At 60.6% G+C, this 23,474-nt stretch carries 26 protein-coding genes; 15 read left to right on the plus strand and 11 right to left on the minus strand.

Features of this window, described 5'->3' with window-relative positions; genetic code table 11:
* The first annotated feature begins 4 nt into the window (after positions 1-4).
* From hemA to QMF81_RS07885, 6 genes are all read left to right on the plus strand, one after another.
* Complete coding sequence (gene hemA, locus QMF81_RS07860) at positions 5-1,324, plus strand: glutamyl-tRNA reductase (RefSeq protein WP_281750232.1); 1,320 nt, start codon at positions 5-7, stop codon at positions 1,322-1,324.
* 3 nt (positions 1,325-1,327) lie between these two features.
* Positions 1,328-1,663 carry a hypothetical protein gene (locus tag QMF81_RS07865; RefSeq protein WP_281750233.1) on the plus strand — a complete coding sequence of 112 codons (336 nt, stop codon included), beginning with the start codon at positions 1,328-1,330 and terminating at the stop codon, positions 1,661-1,663.
* 2 nt (positions 1,664-1,665) lie between these two features.
* Complete coding sequence (tilS, locus tag QMF81_RS07870) at positions 1,666-2,685, plus strand: tRNA lysidine(34) synthetase TilS (RefSeq protein ID WP_281750234.1); 1,020 nt, start codon at positions 1,666-1,668, stop codon at positions 2,683-2,685.
* 47 nt (positions 2,686-2,732) lie between these two features.
* Complete coding sequence (locus tag QMF81_RS07875; RefSeq protein ID WP_281750235.1) at positions 2,733-3,191, plus strand: NfeD family protein; 459 nt, start codon at positions 2,733-2,735, stop codon at positions 3,189-3,191.
* Positions 3,188-4,057: a stomatin-like protein gene (locus QMF81_RS07880; RefSeq protein WP_281750237.1), complete on the plus strand. Its 870-nt coding sequence runs from the start codon at positions 3,188-3,190 to the stop codon at positions 4,055-4,057. Before QMF81_RS07875 ends, QMF81_RS07880 begins: the two co-directional genes overlap by 4 nt.
* A 61-nt stretch (positions 4,058-4,118) precedes the next feature.
* Positions 4,119-5,165, plus strand: a complete 1,047-nt coding sequence (locus QMF81_RS07885; protein WP_281750239.1) for a methyltransferase domain-containing protein — start codon at positions 4,119-4,121, stop codon at positions 5,163-5,165.
* A gap of 108 nt (positions 5,166-5,273) precedes the next feature.
* On the opposite strand, the gene QMF81_RS07890 is transcribed toward QMF81_RS07885, so the two are convergent.
* The 10 genes from QMF81_RS07890 to QMF81_RS07935 all read right to left on the minus strand — a co-directional run bounded on the left by QMF81_RS07890 (position 5,274) and on the right by QMF81_RS07935 (position 14,269).
* Positions 5,274-6,302 (minus strand): extracellular solute-binding protein, encoded by a 1,029-nt coding sequence (locus QMF81_RS07890; protein WP_281750240.1) that lies wholly within the window; start codon positions 6,300-6,302, stop codon positions 5,274-5,276.
* Positions 6,299-7,063: a spermidine/putrescine ABC transporter permease PotC gene (potC, locus tag QMF81_RS07895; RefSeq protein ID WP_281750241.1), complete on the minus strand. Its 765-nt coding sequence runs from the start codon at positions 7,061-7,063 to the stop codon at positions 6,299-6,301. Before potC ends, QMF81_RS07890 begins: the two co-directional genes overlap by 4 nt.
* Positions 7,060-7,917, minus strand: coding sequence for an ABC transporter permease subunit (locus QMF81_RS07900; protein WP_281750243.1), 858 nt, complete (start codon positions 7,915-7,917; stop codon positions 7,060-7,062). The genes potC and QMF81_RS07900 overlap by 4 nt, the downstream gene beginning before the upstream one ends.
* Positions 7,907-9,031: a spermidine/putrescine ABC transporter ATP-binding protein PotA gene (gene potA, locus QMF81_RS07905; RefSeq protein ID WP_281750244.1), complete on the minus strand. Its 1,125-nt coding sequence runs from the start codon at positions 9,029-9,031 to the stop codon at positions 7,907-7,909. The genes QMF81_RS07900 and potA overlap by 11 nt, the downstream gene beginning before the upstream one ends.
* Positions 9,032-9,197: 166 nt before the next feature.
* The gene (locus tag QMF81_RS07910; RefSeq protein ID WP_281750245.1) at positions 9,198-9,629 is read right to left on the minus strand and encodes an isoprenylcysteine carboxylmethyltransferase family protein; all 432 of its coding nucleotides are present in this window, start codon (positions 9,627-9,629) and stop codon (positions 9,198-9,200) included.
* 33 nt (positions 9,630-9,662) lie between these two features.
* Complete coding sequence (gene ettA, locus QMF81_RS07915; protein ID WP_281750246.1) at positions 9,663-11,339, minus strand: energy-dependent translational throttle protein EttA; 1,677 nt, start codon at positions 11,337-11,339, stop codon at positions 9,663-9,665.
* A 13-nt stretch (positions 11,340-11,352) separates the two neighbouring features.
* Complete coding sequence (locus tag QMF81_RS07920) at positions 11,353-12,021, minus strand: amino acid ABC transporter permease (protein ID WP_281750247.1); 669 nt, start codon at positions 12,019-12,021, stop codon at positions 11,353-11,355.
* A 21-nt stretch (positions 12,022-12,042) separates the two neighbouring features.
* A complete protein-coding gene (locus tag QMF81_RS07925; RefSeq protein ID WP_281752953.1) occupies positions 12,043-12,774 on the minus strand; it encodes an amino acid ABC transporter ATP-binding protein in 732 nt (243 codons plus the stop codon).
* 14 nt (positions 12,775-12,788) lie between these two features.
* Complete coding sequence (locus tag QMF81_RS07930; protein ID WP_281750248.1) at positions 12,789-13,463, minus strand: amino acid ABC transporter permease; 675 nt, start codon at positions 13,461-13,463, stop codon at positions 12,789-12,791.
* Positions 13,464-13,531: 68 nt separating this feature from the next.
* Positions 13,532-14,269: an ABC transporter substrate-binding protein gene (locus QMF81_RS07935; RefSeq protein WP_281750249.1), complete on the minus strand. Its 738-nt coding sequence runs from the start codon at positions 14,267-14,269 to the stop codon at positions 13,532-13,534.
* A 112-nt stretch (positions 14,270-14,381) separates the two neighbouring features.
* Here QMF81_RS07935 and QMF81_RS07940 point away from each other — a divergent pair, with 112 nt between their 5' ends.
* From QMF81_RS07940 to QMF81_RS07965, 6 genes are all read left to right on the plus strand, one after another.
* The gene (locus QMF81_RS07940) at positions 14,382-15,305 is read left to right on the plus strand and encodes a DMT family transporter (RefSeq protein ID WP_281750250.1); all 924 of its coding nucleotides are present in this window, start codon (positions 14,382-14,384) and stop codon (positions 15,303-15,305) included.
* Positions 15,302-16,111, plus strand: a complete 810-nt coding sequence (locus QMF81_RS07945) for a ZIP family metal transporter (RefSeq protein ID WP_281750251.1) — start codon at positions 15,302-15,304, stop codon at positions 16,109-16,111. The genes QMF81_RS07940 and QMF81_RS07945 overlap by 4 nt, the downstream gene beginning before the upstream one ends.
* A 97-nt stretch (positions 16,112-16,208) precedes the next feature.
* Entirely contained in the window at positions 16,209-16,589 is a 381-nt protein-coding gene (locus tag QMF81_RS07950; protein WP_281750252.1) for a hypothetical protein, read from the plus strand.
* 274 nt (positions 16,590-16,863) lie between these two features.
* A complete protein-coding gene (locus QMF81_RS07955) occupies positions 16,864-18,504 on the plus strand; it encodes a glutamate synthase-related protein (RefSeq protein WP_281750253.1) in 1,641 nt (546 codons plus the stop codon).
* Positions 18,505-18,570: 66 nt separating this feature from the next.
* On the plus strand, positions 18,571-19,674 hold the full coding sequence (locus QMF81_RS07960; protein ID WP_281750254.1) for a sensor histidine kinase: 1,104 nt from the start codon (positions 18,571-18,573) through the stop codon (positions 19,672-19,674).
* Entirely contained in the window at positions 19,671-20,336 is a 666-nt protein-coding gene (locus QMF81_RS07965; RefSeq protein WP_281750255.1) for a response regulator transcription factor, read from the plus strand. Before QMF81_RS07960 ends, QMF81_RS07965 begins: the two co-directional genes overlap by 4 nt.
* 3 nt (positions 20,337-20,339) lie before the next feature.
* On the opposite strand, the gene QMF81_RS07970 is transcribed toward QMF81_RS07965, so the two are convergent.
* Positions 20,340-20,540, minus strand: coding sequence for a SlyX family protein (locus QMF81_RS07970; protein WP_281750256.1), 201 nt, complete (start codon positions 20,538-20,540; stop codon positions 20,340-20,342).
* Between the two features lie 69 nt (positions 20,541-20,609).
* On the opposite strand from QMF81_RS07970, the gene QMF81_RS07975 reads away from it, so the two are divergent.
* The 3 genes from QMF81_RS07975 (at position 20,610) to QMF81_RS07985 (ending at position 23,473) form a co-directional block, all read left to right on the plus strand.
* Entirely contained in the window at positions 20,610-20,999 is a 390-nt protein-coding gene (locus tag QMF81_RS07975) for a pancreas/duodenum homeobox protein 1 (RefSeq protein ID WP_281752954.1), read from the plus strand.
* Positions 21,000-21,241: 242 nt separating this feature from the next.
* Positions 21,242-21,514, plus strand: a complete 273-nt coding sequence (locus QMF81_RS07980) for an AAA family ATPase (protein WP_281750257.1) — start codon at positions 21,242-21,244, stop codon at positions 21,512-21,514.
* Between the two features lie 318 nt (positions 21,515-21,832).
* Entirely contained in the window at positions 21,833-23,473 is a 1,641-nt protein-coding gene (locus QMF81_RS07985) for a CTP synthase (protein ID WP_281750259.1), read from the plus strand.
* The last annotated feature ends 1 nt before the right edge of the window (position 23,474 follow it).

Raw genomic sequence — 23,474 nt, forward strand, 5'->3', positions numbered from 1 at the left:
TATCATGAGCCAACGAATCCATGTCATTGGACTGAGCCATAAAACCGCGGGCGTGGACATCCGCGAACGCTTTGCCCTCGCCGGCTTCAACCCTGTGGCCGCCGGCCTTACGCAGGAGCACGGCCCCATTACCGAAGCCGTGGTCCTCTCCACCTGCAACCGCGTGGAGTGCATCGTGGTGGGGGAGCCTGGCGCCGACGTCGCTCACATAGTGCACCAAATCTGGGCGCAGACCTGCAACCAGCCCGTGGAACTCCTCACCCAGCACACCTACTGCCTCAACGGCGCCGCAGCCGTGGCCCACGTCTTTTCCGTGGCCGCGAGCCTCGACTCCATGGTGGTGGGCGAGCCGCAGATCCTCGGCCAACTCAAGGCCGCCTACCGGTCGGCCGTGGAGGCCCACGCCACGCGGGTGATCCTCAACCGCCTGCTGCACAAGGCCTTTTCCACGGCCAAACGGGTGCGCACCGAGACCGCCATCGCCAGTAGCGCCGTGTCCATCAGCTATGCTGCGGTGGAGCTGGCGCGGAAAATCTTTGCCGATCTCTCCCGGCACTCGGCGCTGCTCATCGGTGCCGGCGAGATGGCCGAACTGGCGGCCACCCATCTGCTCGCCGCTGGAGTGCAGCGCATGGCCGTGGTCAACCGTACCTTTTCCCGGGCCGAAGAGCTGGCCAAGCGCTTCGGCGGCCAAGCCTACGGCTTCGATGCCTTGAGCCAGGCCCTGCGGGAAGCGGACATCGTCATCACCTCCACCGGTTCGCCGTCGGTGATCCTCACCGCCAGCCAGATGAGGGAGATCATGCGCAGCCGCCGGCAGCGGCCCATCTTCTTCATCGATATCGCCGTGCCCCGAGACATCGATCCAGACGCCAATGCCATCGACAACGTCTACGTCTACGACATCGACGATCTCAATGGCGTGGTGGAGGAAAACCGCGCTTCCCGCCAGCAGGAAGCCATCAAGGCCCAGGCCATCATCGACGAGGAGGTCCAGGCCTTCCTTCAGTGGATGGACGAATTGCGGCTGCAGCCCACCATCGTGGCCTTGCTGGACCAAGGCGAGCGCATCGCCCGCAAAGAACTGCGCAAATCCATCCGCCAGCTGGGCCCGGACCCCGACCCCCAGGTGGTGGCCATCATGGAACGGCTGGCGCACTCCATCTGCCACAAGATCTACCACGCCCCCATCACCTATTTGAAGCGGCGCACCCAGGAAGAAGGCTCGGCCGAGCGCTTCATCCACCAGGCACGCCGCATGTTCAACCTGGACGGGGAGACCCCGCCCGAAGACGCCCACGACGACCGCAAACGCTCAAGGTGACCCATGCGATCCTATTTCATCGACGAGCTGACCGCCGCCAACGTAGAGGCCATCAAGGCGTGGCTGGACGAGCGCGGCCTCAAAAGCGCCATCGAGGACCTCTACCACCTGCCGGTGCCCACGGAACTCCTCACCCCCGAGCAGCGCGAGCATGCCCAATGCTGCGGACCGCATGTCCTCGCCCTCGAGACCGGCCCCACCTGGATCCGTCTGGAGCTTTTGGTGCGGGGCACCGGGGTGATGCGCTGCTCGTGCATGACCTACGCCACCAGCGAGCAGGAACGGGCCATGGTGGAGCGGGTGCTCAACCTGCTTGCGGAACTGGACATCACTACCTGACCATGGTCCCGCTGCGCCCCCGCTGGCAGGGCTGGGCCCGCCAGGTCCTGCGCTTCACCACCGAAGAATTGGGCGTGGACTTGCGCGGGACCCGCGTGCTGGTGGCGTACTCCACTGGAGTAGACTCCACGGTGCTGCTCCACCTTCTGGCTTCGTGGCGTGCGCCCCTGGGAATCGAAGTCCACGCGGCCCACGCGCACCACGGCCTGCGGCCCGAGGCGGACCTCGAGGCCCAAAAGGCCCGCGCCGTATGCGCAGCGTTGGGCGTTGCCTGCCATGTGGAGCGCCTGAAGCTCTCGGGCGATATGGCAAGCCCGGGCATGGAAGATCAGGCCCGCCAGGCGCGCTACACCTGGCTCGAAAACGTGCGCCGCGCCACCCAAAGCCACTGGATCCTCACCGCGCACCACGCCAACGACCTCGCCGAAGACATCCTGCTGCGCCTCGTGCGCGGGGTGGGCTGGCCTGCGCTGGCGGGCATGCCCGGCCGCGATGACACCCGCCGCCTGCTGCGGCCCCTTTTGTGCTGCCCCAAGGAGACCTTGGTGCGCTACGCCCAGGAGCACGAGCTCTCCTGGTGCGAAGATCCCTCCAACTGCCTGCCCCTTACCCGACGCAATCGCATCCGCACCCAGGTGCTGCCCCTGCTCTGTGCGGAGAACCCACGCTGGCTGGAGCGCTGCCTGGACCTGTGGCGTCTGGCCTCCCGGGACGCCGCTTTTTGGCAAGACCAGACCCGCCCCTTGCGCCTGATACGCTTTTTCCCCAATGAGTTTCTGCGCGCCATGCCCGCGGCCCAAAGGCTGCGCGTCCTTGCCACAGCGCTGCGAAGCCTCGGACCAGGGCAGGTGCGCGCCCAAACCCTGCTGCGCGTGGACGAACTCTGGTACCACCAGCGCCATCCGCGCTGCGTGCAATTTCCCGGGGATAAGTGCATCCTCGTGCGCGCCGACGGCCTGGCGGTCATGCCCATATTCCGCCGCCCGCAAGCCGACTTCGCCCGCACTTCATTTTCTCTCTAGCTTCTGCGGCCCGCTCCTGCTACACCAACTCCAAGGAGGAGAGCCCTATGGCATACTGGCATTGGATCGTCCTCGGCATTGTGCTTGTCATTGTCGAGGCCTTTGTCCCGAGCTTTACCATCTTCTGGTTCGGCCTGGCTGCAGTGGTGGTGGGCGCGCTGCTCTGGATCGGCGTTCCCATGGAGCTCACCGCGCAAATTTTTGCCTGGGCTGTTTTGTCCTGCGCCTTCTGCGCCCTGTGGTTTCTGGTGCTCAAGCCCCGCATGCGCGACAAGACTACCGCCGGCATCTCCCGGGAAGGGGTCTTGGGGCAAATCGGGCAGGTGGTGGCCGTGCCCGGCCCGGATGGCCTTGGCCGCGTGCGCTTCAGCACCCCGCTTTTGGGTGATGACGAATGGCCCATGCGCTGCTCCGACCCCGTGCAATTGGGAGATCGGGTAATCGTCGTCGATATCACGGGGAACACTTTGGTGGTGTCCCGCAAACCGAGCTCGGAGGTCTTATGAATCCAGGACTCGTCCTCGTTGTCTTTATTCTTGTCCTTGTGGGAGTCACCCTGTTTTTGGGCGTGCGCATCGTGCCGCAGGGGTACAAATTCGTGGTGCAGCGCCTCGGCAAGTACCACTCCACCCTCGGTCCAGGACTCAATCTCATCATCCCGTACATGGATACGGTGGCCTATAAAGTGACCACCAAAGACATCGTCCTGGACATTCCCTCCCAAGACGTGATCACCCGGGACAATGCCGTCATCATCACCAATGCCGTGGCCTACATCAATATCGTCGCCCCGGAAAAGGCCGTCTACGGGGTGGAAGACTACCGCCTCGCCATCCAGACCTTGGTGCAGACCTCACTGCGCTCCATCATTGGCGAGATGGATCTCGACGACGCCCTTTCTTCTCGGGAACAGATCAAGACCAAACTCAAAAACGCCATTTCCGACGACATCGCGGACTGGGGGATCGTGCTCAAGACCGTGGAAATCCAGGACATCAAGCCCTCGGACACCATGCAGCAGGCCATGGAAGAACAGGCCGCGGCCGAACGGGCCCGGCGGGCCATGGTCACCCGCGCCGAAGGCGAAAAGGCTTCGGCCATCCTCCAGGCCGAAGGCAAGCTCGAAGCCTCCAAACGCGAGGCCCAAGCCAAGATCGTGCTCGCCGAAGGCGACAAGAACGCCATCGCCAAGATCGCCGAGGCCGCGGCCACGGCGGAAACCACGCTCCATTACCTGTTAGGACAACGCTACGTGGACGCCCTGCGCGCCCTGGCCGAACAGCAAGGCTCGCGCACCGTGGTGCTGCCTGCGGATTTGACCTCCGCCATCCAAGGGCTTTTGGGCGGGGGGAAACAAGCCCCGTCACGATAACCGCGCCGGCCGGAAGATCATTGGCCGAAACTTTTTTCCGTGCCCAGGGAGGCGTTCATTGATGATGCATGAGCTCGTCCAACACTACTACGGCAAACACATCCAACGAACCCAAGACCTCAAGGTCCAATCCTGCTGCACCCCCGGCAACGTACCGCCATGGATCAAGCCGCTCGTTGCCAATATCCACCCCAAAGTCATGGAACGCTTCTACGGCTGCGGCCTCACCTGCCCACCGCTTGTGGAAGGCTGCCGCGTGCTCGATCTCGGCTGCGGTGCAGGCCGGGATGCCTACCTGCTTGCCCAATTGGTGGGGCCGCACGGCGAGGTCATTGGCGTGGACATGACGGAGGAACAGCTGGCCGTGGCCGAAGCCCACCGCCACTGGCATGCCGAGCGCTTCGGTTTTGCCAACGTGCGCTTCCTCAAAGGCTATATCGAACATCTGGACGACCTCGGCCTTGAGCCCGGCAGCTTCGATGTGATCGTCTCCAATTGCGTGGTCAACCTCTCTTGCGACAAGCCCGCAGTCCTTGCCGGGGTCAAACGCTTGCTCAAGGAAGGCGGCGAGTTCTATTTTTCCGACGTGTACGCCGACCGGCGCGTGCCAGAGTCCATGCGCACCGACCCCGTCCTCTACGGCGAATGCCTGGGCGGAGCCCTCTATTGGAACGACTTTCTCCGCATGGCCCAAGCCGCGGGCTTCCCGGACCCACGCCTGGTGGAAGATCGGCCGATCACCATCACGGAACCGGGGGTGGCGGCGTGCGTGGGGACGGCGGTTCGCTTCTTTTCCGCAACCTACCGCCTCTTCCATGTCCCGGACCTTGAGAGCGACGGCGAAGACTACGGCCAGGCCGTCATCTACCACGGGACCATCCCCCATCATCGCGATGGGCTGGTCTTCGACAAGCACTTCCACTTCCCCACGGGCAAGACCGTTCCGGTGTGCGGCAATACCTGGCGTATTCTCAAGGCCAGCCGCCTTGCGCCGCACTTCACCTTCATCGGCGACTTTACCCGCCACTACGGGATCTTTGCGGGCTGCGGCAAATCCATGCCCTTTACGGACCAGCGCACCGGCGAAGTGCAGTGCGGCTGCAGCTAGGAGTTGTCGTCACAATCCATGCCAACAATGTGGCCGCGGGATCTCTCCCACGGCCACATTGCTCTCGCAAAGGCGGCCACGGCGCCTCTGCTACGGACCAAACACCCTCTATTGGGTCTTCACCCGCATCCAACACTGCTCGTAGGCAGTGACCGCAGGGCCCAAGTCGGTTTCAAATTCGCCGCGGGAAAGGACCTCGTCCGAAGGATACACGATGGGACTTTTTTGGACATCGGCATCCAAAAGCGCACGTCCCGGGACATTGGGCGAAGAATAGGTAAACTCTTCGGCGATCCGCGCCGCCACGTCAGGCCGCAGGATGTAATTTATAAAACGATGGGCGGCATCCACATTGCGTGCGTTTTTGGGGATGCACATGCTATCGATCCATAAACTATAACCTTCATTGGGATACACGTACTGAATGGCGGGGTTTTCCTGCGACGCAATATAGGCCTCGCCGTTCCAGAGTACCGCCACACTCACCTCGCCATTGAGCAATGCCTGCTTGGGAGAATCGGAGTCGAAGACCCGCACATTGCCCACCAAGTCTGGAAGCATGGCGCATGCCTGCTCCACCACAGTGGCATCGCGCTCATTGAGGGATCGGCCCATGCGCTTGAGCGCAAGGCCGATGACCCCGCGCATGTCGTTGGGAAGCAGAAGCTTTCCCCGAAGCTCGGGTCTCCACAGATCCGCGATGCCCCGCACTTGGGCGGCTGCAGGATCGCTGGTATTCACCGCAATGCCTGTTGACCCCCACATGTAGGGAACACTGTACTCGTTTTCTGGATCAAAGGGCCGGCCCAAAAGGCGCGGATCGATATTCTGAAGATTGGGGAGTTTCTTTTTATCGATCTTCTGCAGCAATCCTTCCCGAATCATCCGCGCCACATAATCTGTGGAAGGCACGACGATATCATAGCCCTTGGCGTCAAGCACCTTGACTTTGGCGTACATGGCCTCGTTGCTATCATAGGTGGACATGTGCACCTTGACGCCGGTCTCTTTCTCAAACCCCTGAAGCACGCTTTCCGGCATGTACTCGGACCAATTGTACACGTAGAGCGCTTCCGCCGCCATGGCAGATGTATGCGCCAACACAAGACACATCACAGCAATCCAGCGGGACATCATGTGTTCTCCTTGAAGAAACGGTGTGCAATGCCGACGGCAACCGTCGTGACCCCAATCATGACCGTGCACAGGGCATTGATCTCGGGTTTGAAGCCAAGGCGCACCATGGAATAGATGCGCAGCGGCAGCACCTCGAAGGTCGGCCCTGTGGTAAAAAAGCTGATGACCACGTCATCGAGCGACAAGGTAAAGCTCAAAAACCATCCGGCGAGCACCGCTGGAGCGACTAAGGGCACCACCACATGGCGGAACACGGCAAAATCCCCGGCCCCCAAATCTCTGGCCGCCTCGATGAGATGGGGATCAAAGCCGTGCAGCTTGCCCTGTACCACAATGGCTACAAATGGAACGCAGAGCGTCACGTGGGCCAAAAGCAGCGTCCCAAACCCCAGAGGCAAGCCTGCCAGCATGAAAAGCACCAGCAAGGAAATACCGATGACGATATCCGGAGACATCATCATGACAAACAAGGTCGCCCCAATGACCTTACGGGAAGGAAAGCGCCAGCGAGTGAGGGCAAAGGCCATCATGGTGCCAAGCAACGTGGAAATCGTTGCGCTTACCACGGCAACCACAAGGGAATTCAACGCTGCGGTCATGAGGGCGCTGTTTTCCCAAAGACTTGCATACCACTGCAACGAAAACCCCTTCCAGGCCATGGAATAACGAGAGGCATTGAAGGAATACACCACCATGACCGCCAGTGGAATATACAAAAAGGCGAGCACCATGAACACGTAGATGCGGCGCAGCGTCTTCATGAGTTGACGTCTCCCTCATGAATGCGGTGCTGACTCCACCAGTACACCAAAAGAAATACCACCATGATGGCCGTCAGCAGCGTGCTCGCCGCAGCGCCCAAGGGCCATTGGCGCGTGAGCAAAAATTGATCGCGGATAAAGTTGCCCACCAGCATGGTCTTGGCCCCGCCGAGCACGTCGGCCACGTAGAACATGCCCAGTCCCGGCAAAAAGACGAGCATACACCCCGTGATGATACCCGGCAGCACCAAGGGGATCTTCACGTGCCACAGCACCCGCCACCGTCCGGCGCCCAGATCCCGGGCCGCCTCCTCAAAGCGGGGGTCCAGGCGATCCAAGGCGGCGTACAGAGGAAGGATCATAAACGGCAGCAAGGTATACACCAGCCCTGCCACCACCGCCCCGCTGGTGTAGAGCAGCGTCAACGGCGCATCCACGAAGCCCAAGGCCAAAAGCACCCGATTCACCAGGCCGCTGGTATTGAGGAGTACGGTCATGGCGTAGGTGCGCACCAGCGAATTCGTCCAAAAAGGGACGACCACCAAAAGGAGCACAATCCGACGTACCGCAGGCGTTGCCCGGGCCATCGCCGAGGCAAAGGGATAGGCAAGAATCAAGCAGCATAGAGTCACTGCCGCGGACAAGGAAATGGATGAGAAAAAGATCTGGGCATGGACGCCATCGAACAGGGCCAAATAGTTGGAGAGCGTCCAGTCCAATACCACAAAGGTGTCTGGGGAAGAACGGCACACGCTGGTCCCCAGCACCAGCATATTGGGCAGAAACCCGAAGACGGCCATCCAGAGCACCGTGCCGGTGATGACCAGACGACGAAAGAGTCCTTCACGACGCATGGGGGAGCACCGTTTCCCAGCCCTGCACCCAGGTGACGGCCACCCGGTCCCCGGCGCGGAAATACACCGTCTCGTCGTCTTCATTGAAGAATTCGGTGGCCGTGAGCACCGTGCCGCTATCGAGACGCAGCACCACGTCATAGGTGGCACCTTTGTACACCGTCTCTTCCACGACGCCCAAAAACGCGGGCACCCGGCCGAAACTTTCGCGAAGCTCCGGGTCTTCGTCCAAGTCCCGCACGGTTTCCACCCGCAAGTCCTCAGGCCGCAAAAGGACATGCACCTGGTCGCCAGCGCTCCAGGCGGCATTTGGCGTCCGCAGCGCAATGACCCGGCCTTCCACCCGTACCTGAGTGACTTCGCCCAAACACGCCACCACCTCCGCAGGCAGCACGTTGATCTCGCCCACGAAGCGCGCCACAAAAAGATTTGCGGGGTTTTCGTACACCGCTGTGGGGGTATCCAATTGCTCCACCCGTCCCTGGTTCATGACCGCCACCCGGTCGGACATGGAAAAGGCCTCTTCCTGGTCGTGGGTGACGAGGATGAAGGTGATCCCCAAAGAGCGCTGCAGATGCTTGAGCTCGAGCTGCATGCGCCGGCGCAGACGGTAGTCCAGGGCGGAAAGGGGCTCGTCGAGGAGCAGCACCACCGGCTTGTTCACCACAGCCCGGGCAATGGCCACCCGCTGCTGCTGGCCGCCCGAGAGCCGGTCCACCATACGCGTGGCAAACTCTTCCATATGCACCAGGTGCAAGGCTTCCTCAACCCGACGACGGATCTCGCGTGCGCCAACGCCCCGCATGCGCAGGCCAAAGGCCACGTTGTCGAACACGTTCATGTGGGGAAAAAGGGCGTAGCTTTGAAATACCGTATTGATAGCGCGGCGCTCCGGCGGCACCCCGGTCATGGATCGCCCCTCGAGGAGGATCTCCCCTGCGCTCGGTGTTTCAAAACCGGCAAGTAGCCGGAGCACCGTGGTCTTGCCGCACCCGGAAGGACCAAGGAGTGTGAGAAATTCCCCCCGTTCCACGGCAAGAGAGATGCCGTCCACGGCAAGGGTATCCCCGTAGCGCTTGCTTACCGCACGCAGTTCCAAGACGGTATCCGCCACTCTCCCTCCATGATCTCAACGTGTCCGTCGCTTTCAGAGAAAAAATCTGACCGCGCTTTTGCGCGCTTTGAAAAGAAAAAAACGTAAAGTCAAGAAAAAAGAAAAACTTTCTCCACCAAAAAAGGCGGCCCGAAGACCGCCTTTTTTATCACAAAACATTTATGTTCTACATCTTACATGGTATCAATCGAGAAACACGCTCCTTATATGCAAAATATTGCTCTCCAAACTTTTCTTCCAATTCCATTTCCTCTTCTTCAACGCTTTGGAAAAACAAATACACTGCGTATAAAATTCCTAAAATACCGATGTTAGTATTAAGGATCAGACACAGTCCAGGCATGATGCCCAGAAAATGCGCTGCGGCTGCAGGATGTCGCGTCCAGGCGTAGGGTCCATCCTGAACCAGAAAGACGCCGCCTTCCGAACGCTTGAGGGCCCGCTTGGCCCACACCAAGGCCGCCAGCCCAAGCCCCAGCCATACCAGCCCCCACAAGGCTCCCAGCATCAGGTAGCGCGTGCCGAGGATGCCGTTTTCGAGCACTGCGCCAGCGATGATGACGCCATAGCCAGCAAGAAAAGGATGACGCTGCTGCATGGGACCTCCCTCCGGTGTTGTTGTGGCGAAAGATTAGCGGGTAAGCTGCCGATAGCGGATGCGCCGGGGGACGAGCAAGTCCTGACCGGTGCGACGCTTGTAGTCTTTTTCGTACTCCGAATAATTGCCCTCGAACCACACGGCCTGGCTATCGCCCTCGAAGGCCAGGATATGCGTGGCCACGCGGTCGAGGAACCAGCGGTCATGGGAGATGATGAGCGCGCAGCCGGCGTAGTGCTCCAGGGCGTCTTCCAAGGCGCGCAGGGTATTGACGTCCAGGTCGTTGGTGGGCTCGTCCAACAGGAGCACATTGGCCTCGCGCTGGAGCATGAGGGCAAGGTACAGGCGGTTGCGCTCGCCGCCCGAAAGCACGGCCACCTGCTTTTGCTGCTCCGCACCCGTGAAGCCGAATTTGGCCACGTACGCCCGGGAGTTGACGTCCCGGCCCCCCAGGGAAATCATGTCATAGCCGCCGGACACGGCCTCCCAGACACTCTTTTTCCCGTCCAAATTCTGGCGTTCCTGATCCACGTACGCCAGGCGCACCGTGGGCCCCAAGCGGATTTCCCCGGCATCGGGGTGCTCCTGGCCGGTAATCATGCGAAAGAGCGTGGTCTTGCCCGCGCCGTTGGGGCCGATGATGCCCACAATGGCGCCCGGCGGCACCGTGAAGGTGAGATTTTCCACCAGCACGCGGTCTCCGAAGGACTTATACACGTCTTTGGCCTCGATGACCACGTCTCCCAGGCGCGGCCCCGGCGGGATGAAGAGCTCCAGCTCCCGCAGCCGCTCCTTGGTCTCCTGGGAAAGGAGCTTTTCGTACGCAGTGATGCGCGCCTTGCCCTTGGCCTGCCGGCCCTTGGGGCTCATGCGGATCCACTCGAGTTCATGCTGCAGGGTACGCCGCCGGGCGCTCATCTCCTTTTCTTCCTGGGCCAGACGCTGCTCTTTTTGTTCCAACCACGAGGAATAATTGCCTTTCCACGGGATACCCATGCCGCGGTCCAGCTCCAGGATCCAGCCAGCCACGTTGTCCAAAAAGTAGCGGTCGTGGGTGACGGCGATGACCGTCCCCGGGTAGGTCTGCAGGTGATGCTCCAGCCAGCTGACCGTCTCGGCATCCAGGTGGTTGGTGGGCTCGTCCAGGAGCAGGATGTCGGGGCGCTGCAGAAGCAGTCGGCACAAGGCTACCCGCCGCTTCTCCCCGCCGGAGAGGACCGACACTGGGGTATCCGGCTCTGGGCAGCGCAGGGCGTCCATGGCCATCTCCAGCTTGGAGTCCAAGTCCCAGGCATCCGCGGCGTCGAGCTTTTCCTGTACCTCGGCCTGCCGGGCGATGAGGGCGTCCATGTCCGCGTCTGGATCGGCAAAGGCGGCATTGATGGCCTCGAATTCCGCAAGCAAGGCCACGGTGTCGGCCACCGCCTCTTGCACCACCTGGCGCACGGTTTTTTGGGGATCAAGCGTGGGCTCCTGTTCGAGATAGCCGATGCTATAGCCCGGGGCTCGAACGATCTCTCCCTGAAAGTTGGTATCCACGCCAGCCATGATGCGCAAAAGGGAACTCTTGCCGGATCCGTTGAGCCCCAAGACGCCAATTTTCGCCCCGTAGAAAAAAGAAAGGGAGATATCCTTGAGAACGGGCTTCTTGTCATAAAATTTGGAAACCCGAATCATGGAATAAATAATCTTATTCGGTTCATCAGCCATTTTGAAGTGCTCCTTACAATGTTCCAAATCCTGGGATGGCGAGCCGACGCTCTATCCATTGCAAAAATTTGCCTGCCAAAGTCACCATGGCGAGATAATACATCCCAGCAACCAAGAATACCTCGCTGAAGCGGAAGCTTTCGCTCGCGACGATCTTCGCCTGACCGGTCAATTCAAAGCACGTGACCACATACGCCAGGGACGAATATTTGATGAGATAGATGATCTCATTGCCACACCCCGGCAAGGCCTTGCGTATTGCCTGGGGAACGACGATCCATATCAAGGATTTCCAGGTGGAAAACCCCAGGGCCTGGGCCGCCAAGAGCTGGCCGCGGCGTACCGCCCGCAGCCCGCCGCGCACGTATTCCGAGTGATACGCAGCGCTGCACAAGGTAAAGCCGATTACCGCCGCGGCATACGGACTCAAGGTGATGCCCAGGTTGGGAAGTCCAAAATAGAGCATGAAGAGCTGGATCACGAGCGGAGTACCGCGAAAGACCGCTGCATACGCGCAAGCCAGACGTCCCCACAGCGGACCGCCATACACCCGCAGGCTCCCTACGACCACGCCGCCCAAAAGCCCCAAAAGCGCCGAAGGCACAATGAGCGCAAGGGTGACCGTAAGACCTTGATTGAGGGCCGGGACCAGGCGGTGCAGAAAAAAATTCCATTCATTCATACGTCCGTCTGCCTCATTGCCTCAGAGCCCTTCCGCCAATTGGGAGCAAAAATCCAAGGTGCGGGTCCCGGAGCCTGGAGCAAGCAGCGCGGTGGGGCTCCCCTGCTCGATGATGCGGCCCGCATCCATGAAGAGCACTTCGTCGGCCAAAGCCCGGGCAAAGCCCATCTGATGCGTGGCCATGACCATGGTCATACCCGCCTGGGCCAAGGCGCGGATGACCGCGAGCACTTCGGTCACCAACTCCGGGTCCAGCGCCGAGGTCGGCTCATCGAGGAGCATGACCTTGGGGTCCATGGCCAGGGCGCGGGCAATGGATACCCGTTGCTTCTGGCCGCCGGAAAGCTCCGCAGGGTACAGACGGGCCTTGTCGGCAAGCCCCACCCGCGCAAGCTCTTCCATGGCCCGCGCTTCGGCCTCCCGACGCGACCACCCCCGCACCTTGCGCAGGGCGATGGCCACGTTATCTAGGGCATTGAGGTGATCGAACAGGTTGAAATCCTGGAAAATCATCCCCACCTGCTGCCGAAAGGCATACAGCTCCCGCTTGTTGCGCGGGTCGATGGTCCGGCCTTCGAGCTCGATGAAGCCCGCATCCGGAGTGAGCAGGAGGTTCATACATTGGAGCAAAGTACTCTTGCCACCGCCAGAGGGACCAATGAGGACCTTGGTCTGACCTTTACAAAGATCCAGGTGGATGGAATCCAAGATCACGCGGCCACCCAAGCGCTTGGAAATCCCCACCACCCGCATAAGGGGCGCCGTTGTCACGCAACTTCTCCATATCCTTTGATGCGTACCCGCCGCTCCAGCCACCGCAGCCCTGAGACCCCAACCCAGGTCAAGAGGAAATACAGGACCGCGGCCATTACGTAGAGAGGCAGATGCTGGTACGTCCGTGTTGCCACAAAATGCGTGCGAGCCATGATTTCGCTCGTGCCGAGCACAAACGCCAAGGCCGAATCCTTGAGCAAGATGGAATACTCGTTGGACCATCCCGGAATAGAAAGACGCAGGGCCTGCGGCAAGATGATGGTGCGCACCGCCTGCCCTTGGGACATGCCTAAGGCCAAGGCCGCCTTGAACTGGCCTTGCGGGAGGGCCAAAATGGAACCCCGAAAAATTTGCGACTGGTAGGCGCCGCTCGTCATCCCCAGGACCAAAACAGTCGCGGCAAGGGCGCTCAAGTTGAGGCCGATCCAAGAAAACAGGCCGAAATAAAAAAGAAAGAGGAGCACGAGAATGGGAATGCCCCGAAAGAACCACACATATACAGAGGCGATACGCCCAAGTATGGCCGGGCCATAGGTCTGGGCCACTGCCACGGGTACCCCGATGGCAAGTCCCAAAAACATGGCCCCAACCACGGCCACGGCAGTCACGCCCGCACCCTGCACGATAAAGGGGGCCGCCTCCCAGAGAACCGTCACCATTTCCTGCATACAGATGATTTTCGCAAAAAACGGGAAGGCCGCAGCCTTCCCGTTGGCGCGTCCTGGATTTTTTCGGGTTACTGATTCAAATGCTTGGCAATCAGCTCTTCCCAGTACGGATCCGCCTTGAGGAGCTCAAAGCCTTTGTTGATCTGTTCCAAGAGCTGCTGATCTTCCTTGCGCACGGCCACGCCGAACTCCTCCACCTCACCGAAGGTGCCGAGGATCTTCACCGGTTTCTTGCGCTCGGCGTCCCGAGCCGGGGGATAGTTCATGGCCGCCACGTCGATCCGGCCGTTGAGCAGATCTTCAATGGCCATGGGCGACGAGTCATAGAGTTTGATGGTGAACTTCCAGCCCTGCTTGGCCTTTTCGTCCGCCATCCACTTGGCCTCGGAAGTCCCCGCCTGCATGCCCACAGTGAGCGGTTTGGCGTAGATTTCCTCGACAGTGAGCGGAGAATCCTTCTTGACCACAAAGACGTTCTTCACTTCCCAGTAGGGTTTGCTGAACGCCACCTTCTCGGCCCGCTCTGCAGTAATGGTCATGCCCGAGCAGATGAGGTCGATCTTCTTGGCCAACAGGTTGGGGATGATGCCGTCCCAATCCACGGGCACGTGCTTGACCTGAAACCCCATCTTCTTGGCGATCCAGTCCAAGGCGTCCACGTCGAAGCCGCTGGGCTTACCGGTCTTGTCCACATAGGCAAAGGGCGGATAGTTGGCGTCGATGCCATTGATGTACACCTTGTCCGCGGCATGGGCCGCCCCTGCTGCCAAAACCAGGACCACAAGGAACCACACGATGCGCTGCATACAACCTTCCTTAGACGATGAAGTTAGGGGTGAGGGGACTCTACCAAACGCCCAAACGCAAGCGGGCGCACAACACGTGGACAAGTGGAGGTTTCCCCGTATACGGAGCGCCATGAAATCGCAACCACCGGAGCCCCCCATGGAGCGCCAAACCCGTGCCTATCTCTTTGGTCTTGCCGCGGTACTGCTGTGGTCCACCGTGGCCTCGGCCTTCAAGCTCTCGCTGCGCCACCTCTCGGTGGACGCGCTGGTGGCCTGGGCGAGCCTCGTCTCCGCGCTTATCCTGGCCGGTCTTGCGCGCATACGCGGCGTCCCTATGCTTTCCGGTTGGCAGCAGTGGCAACCATCCCTCCTCCAAGGGGCCATCAACCCATTCCTCTACTATCTGGTCCTGCTGCGCGCCTATGACCTGCTCCCGGCCCAGGAAGCCCAGGCCATCAACTACACCTGGGCCATCACCATGACCCTCATGGCCATTTTTTGGCTCGGCCAGCGTGTGGGCTGGCGGCAGATGCTCGCAAGCCTCGTTTGCTATTTTGGGGTGGTCATCATCGCCACCCGCGGCGACCTCTTGGGGCTCCACTTCCAAAGCCCCCTTGGCGTAGGGCTCGCTCTGGCAAGCACCCTCATTTGGGGGACCTCGTGGATCCTGGGGCTTCGCGACACGGCCGAGCCCGTAGCGCGGCTGTGCGGCAACTTCGTCTGCGGCGCGGTGTATGCCTTTGTCTGGCTTGGCCTGCGCGGCCAATGGGCGATCCCCTCCGCCGCCGGCATGCTCGGGGCCGCCTACGTGGGCTGCTTCGAAATGGGACTCACCTTTGTCCTGTGGGGCCACGCACTGCGCCTTTCGCGCACCGCGGCCCAGATCAACAACCTCATCTACCTTTCGCCACTACTCTCGCTGTTCTGGATCGGCCACGTGGTGGGCGAGGCCATCCAGCCATCCACCCTGGCAGGATTGGCCTGCATCCTGGTGGGAACCGCCATCCAACGCCTCTCGGACCGCCACCTCAAAAGCACGGAGCACCACGCATGAGTCCCTTCCCAGAACTCTCCCCCATACTCCAAGCCCTGCTGGCGACCCTGTTTACCTGGTCCGTGACCGCCATTGGTGCGGCCATGGTCTTTTTTTTCAAGGAAATTCGCCGAAGCGTCCTCGACGCCATGCTCGGATTCGCCGCGGGGGTCATGATTGCGGCAAGTTTCTGGTCTCTGCTTGCCCCATCCATCGAACTTGCCGAGGCCATGGGCCAAGCGGCCTGGGTTCCGGCAAGCGTGGGTTTTCTTGCCGGCGGACTGTTCCTTTTCGCCGTGGACCGCTTCATGCCGCACCTGCACCTTGGCTTTCCCCGCAGCGAGGCCGAAGGCGTGGCCACCAGCTGGCATCGCAGCGTGCTCTTGGTCCTGGCCATCACGCTCCACAACATCCCCGAAGGACTGGCCGTGGGCGTGGCCTTCGGCGCCGTGGCCGCAGGCATCCCCTCGGCGGATCTCGCCGGGGCCGTGGCCCTGGCCGTAGGTATTGGCCTGCAGAACTTCCCGGAAGGCGCGGCCGTGTCCATCCCTCTGCGGCGCGAAGGCTTCTCCCGCTGGAAAAGCTTCGTCTACGGCCAGGCCTCGGGCCTCGTAGAACCTATAGCAGGCGTGATAGGCGCGGCAGCGGTGCTCGCCATGCGCCCCATCCTCCCCTATGCCCTGGCCTTTGCCGCCGGGGCGATGATCTACGTGGTGGTGGAAGAACTCATCCCTGAATCCCAACTGGCGAAAAACACTGATCTGGCGACCCTGGGCTGCCTTGCCGGCTTCACGGTGATGATGGTCCTCGATGTAGCCCTGGGATGAAACGGCTTGCTTTTTTCACCACCCCCCTTGACGCCGATCCTCGTTCCTGGCAAATGGAAGTCAGTCTTTCCCTCAACTTCAATGTAAGGAGTTCACTATGGTCAACATGGATTATCCAGGCCCGTGCATGTCGTGCGATGCCATCTCCGGTTGTGCGAGCGAAGCCACCCGTAAAGCAGCAGTACAGACATACTGCAAAGGCATCGAGCGTGAATTAGACGCATGGAAAGCCGCCCTTTACGATGTCATGGCGAAATTCGTCGCCATGGATGGTAAAGATCAAGCAGCCATCAAAGACAGTATCATGGAAATCAAATCCATTGTGGCGACTATTGAAGACAAGGCCAAACAGCTGGAAGCAGAATGTCCTCTCGACGTCAGTCCGGCGGAAAAGGAAATCGGCGACAAACTCAACCAATTGCGCGTGCACTACACGAAGGCCATGAGTGTTCTCGGCGCCGGAAACTTCGGCGGCTAACCTCCCGTATCTGTGAGTCTCGCGATGGTGCCCGCCCTCGTGGCGGGCACCGTTTTTTTGGGGCGATATCCTGTGCTCCATCCGAGAATGGCCCGTTGGGGATATTTTCCCAAACGAGCTCCTTTTTTCCCATCCTTTTAGATTGTTTTCCTATCGACATCCGCGACGCGCCTCGGCCATAGATAATCGAATTTCCTGCGGCGTACCCCAACGACGTGAGTGTGCTCCAGGATCGATCCGCAACCGTACTACTTTACACCAAGGAGCGTTTCCCATGCCCGAATGGCCGAAAAGCAACGACGTGCTTGGCACCGTGAACCGTGGAAATCCTGCGGAATCCGGGTTGTGCACCCTGTGCCGCTGCGACTGCGCCGGCAAGTGCGAGACCTGGATGTCCTGTCTCAAAGGCCGCCACATGCTCTACCCCCGGGATTTTGGATATGTCACCGCCGGGGCGGACAATACCACCCATGTGGGCGTCAACTACAATGCCCTGCGCATCCAAGGCTACAACTATGGCGCCACAGGACTTGCCTCGGGCAAAACCACCGATCCCGACAATTGTCTCTTCACCAATGTCAGCCTGGAAACCTCTTTTGGCCGCAACAAGCCTATCCGCTGCCGCCTGCCGCTGATGACCGGCGCCTTGGGATCCACCTTCATTGCCGCCAAGTACTGGGAATCTTTTGCTACGGGCTGTGCCCTTGTGGGCATCCCCATCGTGGTGGGCGAAAACGTGGTGGGTGTGGACCGGCAGTCCATCCTGAAGGGCGGCAAAATCACGGTATCTCCGGAAATGGACCGGCGCATCGAGATCTACAATCGCTACTACGACGGCTACGGCGCCATCATCGTGCAGCTCAACGTCGAAGACGCCCGCAACGCAGTAGCCGAGTACATCATCCAGAAATACGGCGACGACGTCTGCATTGAGCTCAAATGGGGTCAAGGCGCCAAAAACATCGGCGGCGAAATCGAGGTCAAGAGCCTCGATTACGCCCTGTTCCTCAAGCAGCGCGGCTACCTGGTGGATCCGGACCCAGAACTTCCCGAAGTCCAGGCCGCCTTTCAGGCGGGCGGCATCAAGGGCTTTGCCCGCCATAGCCGCCTCGGCTACACGGACCTTCCGTCGGTGGAGGCAGTGCGGCAAAACTTCATGGAGACCGTGGACTACCTGCGCAAGCTCGGCTTTGCCCGTATCTCCCTCAAGACGGGTTCCTACGGCATGGAAGCCCTCGCCATGGCCATCAAATACGCCACGGAAGCCGAACTGGATCTCCTCACCATCGACGGCTCCGGCGGCGGCACGGGCATGAGCCCCTGGAACATGATGCAGACATGGGGCGTGCCTTCCATCCTCCTGCACTCCAAAGCCTACGAGTATGCCAGCCTGCTCGCTGCCCGCGGAAAACGGGTGGTGGATATGTCGTTTGCCGGCGGCTTTGCCCGCGAAGATCATATCTTCAAAGCCCTGGCCTTGGGGGCGCCGTACGTCAAACTGGTGTGCATGGGCCGCGCCCTCATGATCCCGGGCTTCCTTGGCGCCAATATCGAGGGGGTACTCAAACCGGAGCGCCGCGAGGCCGTCAACGGCAATTGGGATACCCTCCCCAAAACGGTGCGCGAAGTCGGCGAAACTCCGGAAGAAATCTTTGCGGGCTACGAATCGCTCAAGGCGAAGCTTGGAGCCCAAGCCATGGGCGAAGTACCTTTTGGCGCCATTGCTGCCTGGACCCTGGCGGACAAACTCGGGGCCGGGTTGCAGCAACTGCTCGCGGGAGCACGGAAGTTCTCGGTGACCCAGATCGCACGGGAAGACCTGGCTGCGGCCAACCGCGAGACCGCCCGCGAAACCGGGCTGCCATTCATCACCGAGGTGCTCGACGAGAGCGCTCGCAGAATTCTCCTCGCCTAAATATCCCTGGGGGCCCCTCCGGGGGCCCTCTCGCCTTTTTCTCCGGTACAGGCTATACTTCTTCCAATGAGTTCTCTGAGCTTCCCCCATGACCAATGGCAGGCCGTGCTCGATGAGCGCCTGCATATCGAACGCGCCCTGCGCGAGCGCATCAAGGAGCTGCGCTGTCTCTACGGTATTACCCGGCTCGCCCAAGAACGCGACAAGCCCTTGCCCGAACTCTTGGCCCGCATTGCCGATCTCATCTGCGCCTCGTGGCAGTATCCGGAGATCACGTGTGCCCGCATCCGCCTCGGCACCCACGACTGCGCCACGGCCAACTACGCCCCCTCCCTATGGCATCAAAAAACCCCCATCCGCATCCGTGACGAGGTCGTGGGCGAAGTGGAGGTGGGATACCTGGAAGAACGGCCGGAGTGCGATGAAGGCCCATTTCTCGCCGAAGAGCGTAGCCTGATCGATGCCGTGGCGGAACTGGTGGCCCGCATCATCGAGCAGCGATGGACCGATGAACTCATGCAGGCCCTCTCGCGCGAGCTCATCATGGCCCAAGAAAACGAACGCCAACGCATTGCCCGCGAACTGCACGATCATCTCGCCCAAGAGCTCGCCCAGGCCCTCAGCGACCTCTGCCTGCTTGCCCATTCCCTCCCCAACCCCGAGGCAGTCCAACGTATCCAAACCACTTTGGAAACCGCTATCGCCTCTATCCGCGATCTGGCCTACGGGCTGCTTCCTCCCGGCCTCTCGGAATTGGGACTCGCCCAAGCCGTGGCCTCCTTGTGCGAAGAGATGAGTATTCGCAGCGGCATACCCATCCACTTTGCGGCCGACGGCATGGCCAACATCACCCTGCCCTTCGACACCCAAATCAACATCTACCGTCTCACTCAAGAGGCCTTGACCAATATTCGCAAGCACGCCCGCGCCACTCAAGCCTCGGTACGCCTCGTGGGTGCCTACCCATCACTTTTGGTGCGCATCGAAGATAACGGCCAAGGTATGGACGTGGAGAGCCGCATGTCTCAAGCTGCCCGAGAACGGCGCATGGGACTATGGAGCATGCAAGAGCGCGCACGCCTCCTCGGGGGTTCTCTGACTCTGCGCTCCAAACCCGGGGCAGGGACGCGCATCGTGGTTGAAGTCCCGCTGCCAGGAGCATCGACATGATCCGCGCCATCGTCGTGGATGACCATCCCGTGTTCCGCCTGGGGCTTCGCACCCAACTGACTCAGCTCCCCCAATGCCAAGTGGTGGGAGAAGCCCATACCGTGGCCGAGGCACTCCAACTGACCAAAAGGCACGACCTCAACCTGGCTCTCGTGGACATCACGCTCCCCGACGGCTCGGGCCTGGATCTTACCCGAGAAATCAAACGGTTGCGCCCCAATGCCGTGGTACTCATCATTAGCATGCACAACCACATCGATCTCGTGGCCGCCGCTTTTCAGGCCGGGGCTTCAGGCTATATGTCCAAGGAAAGCGGCGGAGCAGGCATCCTGCAGGCAGTGGAAAAAGTCCTCTCCGGCAGCCAATACCTCGACGGCACCCTCTCGCCCGCCATCCTCGGAGCTATCCAGGCCAAAAACCGGCATCTGCACTCGACCGGCACCGAAGCCTACAATACGCTCTCCTTGCGGGAGCAGCAGATCATGCGCCTGCTCGCCCAAGGGCTCAGCCCAGAAGAAATCGCCTCCAAGCTCTACATCTCCAAGAAAACGGTGCTCAACCACCGCTATTCCATCATGCAAAAGCTCGGGACCCCTACGCCCCTCGCGTTCATGCGCTACGCCGCCCGCTTGGGGCTCATCGATCTCGAAGACGACAACTAGTCATCACCGCAGCGGGCTGTCTTCCTGCTCTCCACTTTCCTGCACCGCAGCAACGACTCCAGCGAGAGCGCGCTGCAGTACCGCCACCTGGTCGGTCAAATCCCGCAATTGCCGCGCCTGCTCCAGCACCATCGCATTGAGATCGTCCAGGGTTTTCTGCAAATACCCCACATGGACCTCAAGATTCTCCAACCGCTGTTCCATACGTGCTCCTTGACCTGCTGCGCCCCCGCCTCTAGGGGGAGCGCGATATTTTTACCCTCGGAGGCCATGATGACCGACCCCGCGCCCCTGTTTACCGACGCCGTCCTGGACACCATCTTCCCGCCTGAGCGGACCCATGCCTTTTTCGATGCCCTCTACGGCGACGCGGAAGATGGCGCATACGACATCCGCCTTCGGTTTCACAAGGCTGAAGGCAATACCTGGCAGTTTTTTTTCCACCTCCTCCAGCGACCGGGCAAGTGTTTGGCCTGCAACCTCACCTACGGACTGCCGCAGGTTTTTATCCGGCATCCCGTCATCGCCTTGCCTCGCCTGGTGGAAGAACTCTGCGCCCAGGCTGGAGTGCGCCCGACCTCCTGGAACCTCGGCTCTACCCAAGAGATTTCCCGCTCCCTGCATCGCATTCCACTCACTATCCACGTGCAGGCGACCTCATAAGGCCCCCCATACCAGGCCCCAGGCATCACGCCTCCTGCCACGCGGCGCCCCAAACACGCCCCCTGCTGCGGCATCGCTCCTGCTTCCGCGGGGGGCATGCTGGTATTGAGGCCATTTCCCTACAGCATCCTTTCGTGTCTACAACCTGCATGCGCCTTGCCTGCTTTTGACTTGCAACCGCTTGCCGCCTATAGAGCAGAGGAAGAAAACCTTGATCAGGTTATCACCCCATTGAGGTCGCCATGCTCCGCAAGAAACTGCCCATCGGCATCCAGACCTTTGCCAAGATCCGCCAGGAACATTGCTACTACGTAGACAAGACCCCCTTCGTGGCCAAACTCGCTCGTGAAGGGGGCTACTACTTCCTCTCCCGGCCGCGGCGCTTCGGCAAATCCTTGTTTCTCGACACGTTAGCCGAGGCCTTTGCGGCAAACCGCGCCCTCTTCACCGGCCTCTACCTGGAAGACCATCCCTCTATGCCAATGAGAGTGAGACACCTTCCCATTGAGAAATGAGTGTAGGGCGGGTAGGGGAAGGCATGTATATGTCATGGATTCAGAATCGTGACCGAGGCCCAGGGATGGGGCAACGCAAGGAGCCCGGAGGGCGACTGGAGTTGCCCCCATGGGGACACCGCTCAACCCACCGGATCCGGAAGTGATGGAAAAGAAACCCCGGCGAATTTTTACTGGCGCTTACAGGAAGGTAGGGGCTGATTGACAAAAACCACGCTGCCCTCTAGGTCCCCAAAGACCATGAAAGATGGTTCCCGGGCTGCCGCAGGTGGCCCATTTTTCTTGAACCACCCATTCACGACAGCGCATGAGGTTTTCATGACCACCAAGTTTCTCTTCGTCACCGGCGGCGTGCTCTCCTCGTTGGGCAAAGGCCTGGCAGCGGCCTCCATCGCGGCATTGCTCAAGGCCCGGGGGCTTCGGGTCACCATCCAAAAGCTCGACCCCTATATCAACGTCGACCCTGGCACCATGAATCCGTTCCAGCACGGTGAGGTCTACGTCACCGACGACGGCGCGGAAACGGACCTGGATCTTGGCCACTACGAACGCTATCTGGGCATCCATCTGGGCCAGAACAACAACTACACCTCAGGCCGCATCTACCACTCGGTCATCACCAAAGAGCGCCGGGGGGACTATCTCGGCGGCACAGTCCAGGTCATCCCGCACATCACCGATGAAATCAAAAACGCAATTTTGAGCCTCGCCAGTGATGCCATGGACCTGGTCATCGTGGAGATCGGCGGCACCGTAGGCGACATCGAAGGATTGCCGTTTCTTGAGGCCATCCGGCAGTTACGGGCGGACTTGGGCAAAGACAACGTACTCTACATCCACCTCACCCTCGTGCCCTTCATCAAGGCCGCAGGCGAGGTCAAAACCAAACCCACCCAGCACTCGGTCAAGGAATTGCGCAGCCTCGGCATCCAGCCGGACATCATCCTCTGCCGCTCCGAGGTGGAACTTTCCGAAGACATCAAAAACAAAATCGCCCTATTTTGTAATGTGGACAAAGACGCCGTCTTTACCGCCATCGACGTCAACCACATCTACGAGCTCCCCCTCATGCTCTACGAAGAAGGGGTGGATCAAAAAATCGCCATCCTGCTGCGCCTGGCAGCCAAAAACCCCAATCTGGAGCCATGGCGTACGCTCGTCCACACCCTGCATCACCCGCAGCACGAAGTGGAAATTGCGGTGGTGGGCAAGTACGTGGACCTCAAAGAGGCATACAAGAGCCTCCACGAGGCCCTCACCCACGGCGGAGTCGCCAACCATGCACGGGTCCGCTTCCGCTACATCAACTCCGAGACCGTCACCGCGGAAACCGCTCCTTCGCTTTTGCGCCAAGTCCATGGCATCCTCGTGCCCGGCGGCTTTGGCACCCGCGGTGTGGAAGGAAAAATCCAGGCCATCACGTATGCGCGCACCCAGGGCATTCCATTCTTTGGCATCTGCTTAGGGATGCAATGCGCCGTCATCGAGTATGCCCGCAACGTCCTCGGGCTTGCTCAGGCCAATTCCGAAGAGTTTGATCCCCTCACCCCGGATCCCGTCATCTACCTCATGCGCGAGTGGTACGACTTCCGCTCCGGCTGCATGCAGTACCGGGATCCTGGCTGCGACAAGGGCGGCACCATGCGCCTTGGCGCCTACCCCTGCCGCATGCGCCCAGGCACGCTGGCGCACGCCGCCTACAAGGCCGAAGAGGTGTGGGAGCGCCACCGCCACCGCTACGAGTTCAACACCGCCTATCAAGAACGCCTAGAAGCGGCAGGGCTCGTCATCAGCGGCACCTCTCCGGATGAAACCTTGGTGGAAATCGTGGAATTGCGCGACCACCCCTGGTTCCTCGGCTGCCAATTCCATCCGGAGTTCACCTCCACGCCCATGCAGCCGCATCCGCTTTTCCGGGACTTCATCGCCGCGGCCCTGGCCTACCAACGCGGGGCGTAGC

Origin of the sequence: Thermodesulfomicrobium sp. WS (assembly GCF_027925145.1) — a bacterium.
Lineage (GTDB): Bacteria > Desulfobacterota > Desulfovibrionia > Desulfovibrionales > Desulfomicrobiaceae > Thermodesulfomicrobium.

What these genes read in the sequence shown, in the direction of transcription:
- potC (WP_281750241.1), bottom strand. Translation starts at nt 7,063, where the DNA reads ATGAAGACGCTGCGCCGCATCTACGTGTTCATGGTGCTCGCCTTTTTG.
- QMF81_RS07920 (WP_281750247.1), bottom strand. Translation starts at nt 12,021, where the DNA reads ATGAATGAATGGAATTTTTTTCTGCACCGCCTGGTCCCGGCCCTCAAT.
- QMF81_RS07965 (WP_281750255.1), top strand. Translation starts at nt 19,671, where the DNA reads ATGATCCGCGCCATCGTCGTGGATGACCATCCCGTGTTCCGCCTGGGG.
- QMF81_RS07940 (WP_281750250.1), top strand. Translation starts at nt 14,382, where the DNA reads ATGAAATCGCAACCACCGGAGCCCCCCATGGAGCGCCAAACCCGTGCC.
- QMF81_RS07980 (WP_281750257.1), top strand. Translation starts at nt 21,242, where the DNA reads ATGCTCCGCAAGAAACTGCCCATCGGCATCCAGACCTTTGCCAAGATC.
- QMF81_RS07885 (WP_281750239.1), top strand. Translation starts at nt 4,119, where the DNA reads ATGATGCATGAGCTCGTCCAACACTACTACGGCAAACACATCCAACGA.
- QMF81_RS07950 (WP_281750252.1), top strand. Translation starts at nt 16,209, where the DNA reads ATGGTCAACATGGATTATCCAGGCCCGTGCATGTCGTGCGATGCCATC.
- QMF81_RS07925 (WP_281752953.1), bottom strand. Translation starts at nt 12,774, where the DNA reads ATGCGGGTGGTGGGGATTTCCAAGCGCTTGGGTGGCCGCGTGATCTTG.
- QMF81_RS07975 (WP_281752954.1), top strand. Translation starts at nt 20,610, where the DNA reads ATGACCGACCCCGCGCCCCTGTTTACCGACGCCGTCCTGGACACCATC.
- QMF81_RS07890 (WP_281750240.1), bottom strand. Translation starts at nt 6,302, where the DNA reads ATGATGTCCCGCTGGATTGCTGTGATGTGTCTTGTGTTGGCGCATACA.
- hemA (WP_281750232.1), top strand. Translation starts at nt 5, where the DNA reads ATGAGCCAACGAATCCATGTCATTGGACTGAGCCATAAAACCGCGGGC.
- QMF81_RS07945 (WP_281750251.1), top strand. Translation starts at nt 15,302, where the DNA reads ATGAGTCCCTTCCCAGAACTCTCCCCCATACTCCAAGCCCTGCTGGCG.
- QMF81_RS07930 (WP_281750248.1), bottom strand. Translation starts at nt 13,463, where the DNA reads ATGCAGGAAATGGTGACGGTTCTCTGGGAGGCGGCCCCCTTTATCGTG.
- QMF81_RS07880 (WP_281750237.1), top strand. Translation starts at nt 3,188, where the DNA reads ATGAATCCAGGACTCGTCCTCGTTGTCTTTATTCTTGTCCTTGTGGGA.
- QMF81_RS07900 (WP_281750243.1), bottom strand. Translation starts at nt 7,917, where the DNA reads ATGCGTCGTGAAGGACTCTTTCGTCGTCTGGTCATCACCGGCACGGTG.
- QMF81_RS07960 (WP_281750254.1), top strand. Translation starts at nt 18,571, where the DNA reads ATGAGTTCTCTGAGCTTCCCCCATGACCAATGGCAGGCCGTGCTCGAT.
- tilS (WP_281750234.1), top strand. Translation starts at nt 1,666, where the DNA reads ATGGTCCCGCTGCGCCCCCGCTGGCAGGGCTGGGCCCGCCAGGTCCTG.
- QMF81_RS07865 (WP_281750233.1), top strand. Translation starts at nt 1,328, where the DNA reads ATGCGATCCTATTTCATCGACGAGCTGACCGCCGCCAACGTAGAGGCC.
- QMF81_RS07935 (WP_281750249.1), bottom strand. Translation starts at nt 14,269, where the DNA reads ATGCAGCGCATCGTGTGGTTCCTTGTGGTCCTGGTTTTGGCAGCAGGG.
- QMF81_RS07970 (WP_281750256.1), bottom strand. Translation starts at nt 20,540, where the DNA reads ATGGAACAGCGGTTGGAGAATCTTGAGGTCCATGTGGGGTATTTGCAG.
- QMF81_RS07875 (WP_281750235.1), top strand. Translation starts at nt 2,733, where the DNA reads ATGGCATACTGGCATTGGATCGTCCTCGGCATTGTGCTTGTCATTGTC.
- ettA (WP_281750246.1), bottom strand. Translation starts at nt 11,339, where the DNA reads ATGGCTGATGAACCGAATAAGATTATTTATTCCATGATTCGGGTTTCC.
- QMF81_RS07910 (WP_281750245.1), bottom strand. Translation starts at nt 9,629, where the DNA reads ATGCAGCAGCGTCATCCTTTTCTTGCTGGCTATGGCGTCATCATCGCT.
- QMF81_RS07955 (WP_281750253.1), top strand. Translation starts at nt 16,864, where the DNA reads ATGCCCGAATGGCCGAAAAGCAACGACGTGCTTGGCACCGTGAACCGT.
- QMF81_RS07985 (WP_281750259.1), top strand. Translation starts at nt 21,833, where the DNA reads ATGACCACCAAGTTTCTCTTCGTCACCGGCGGCGTGCTCTCCTCGTTG.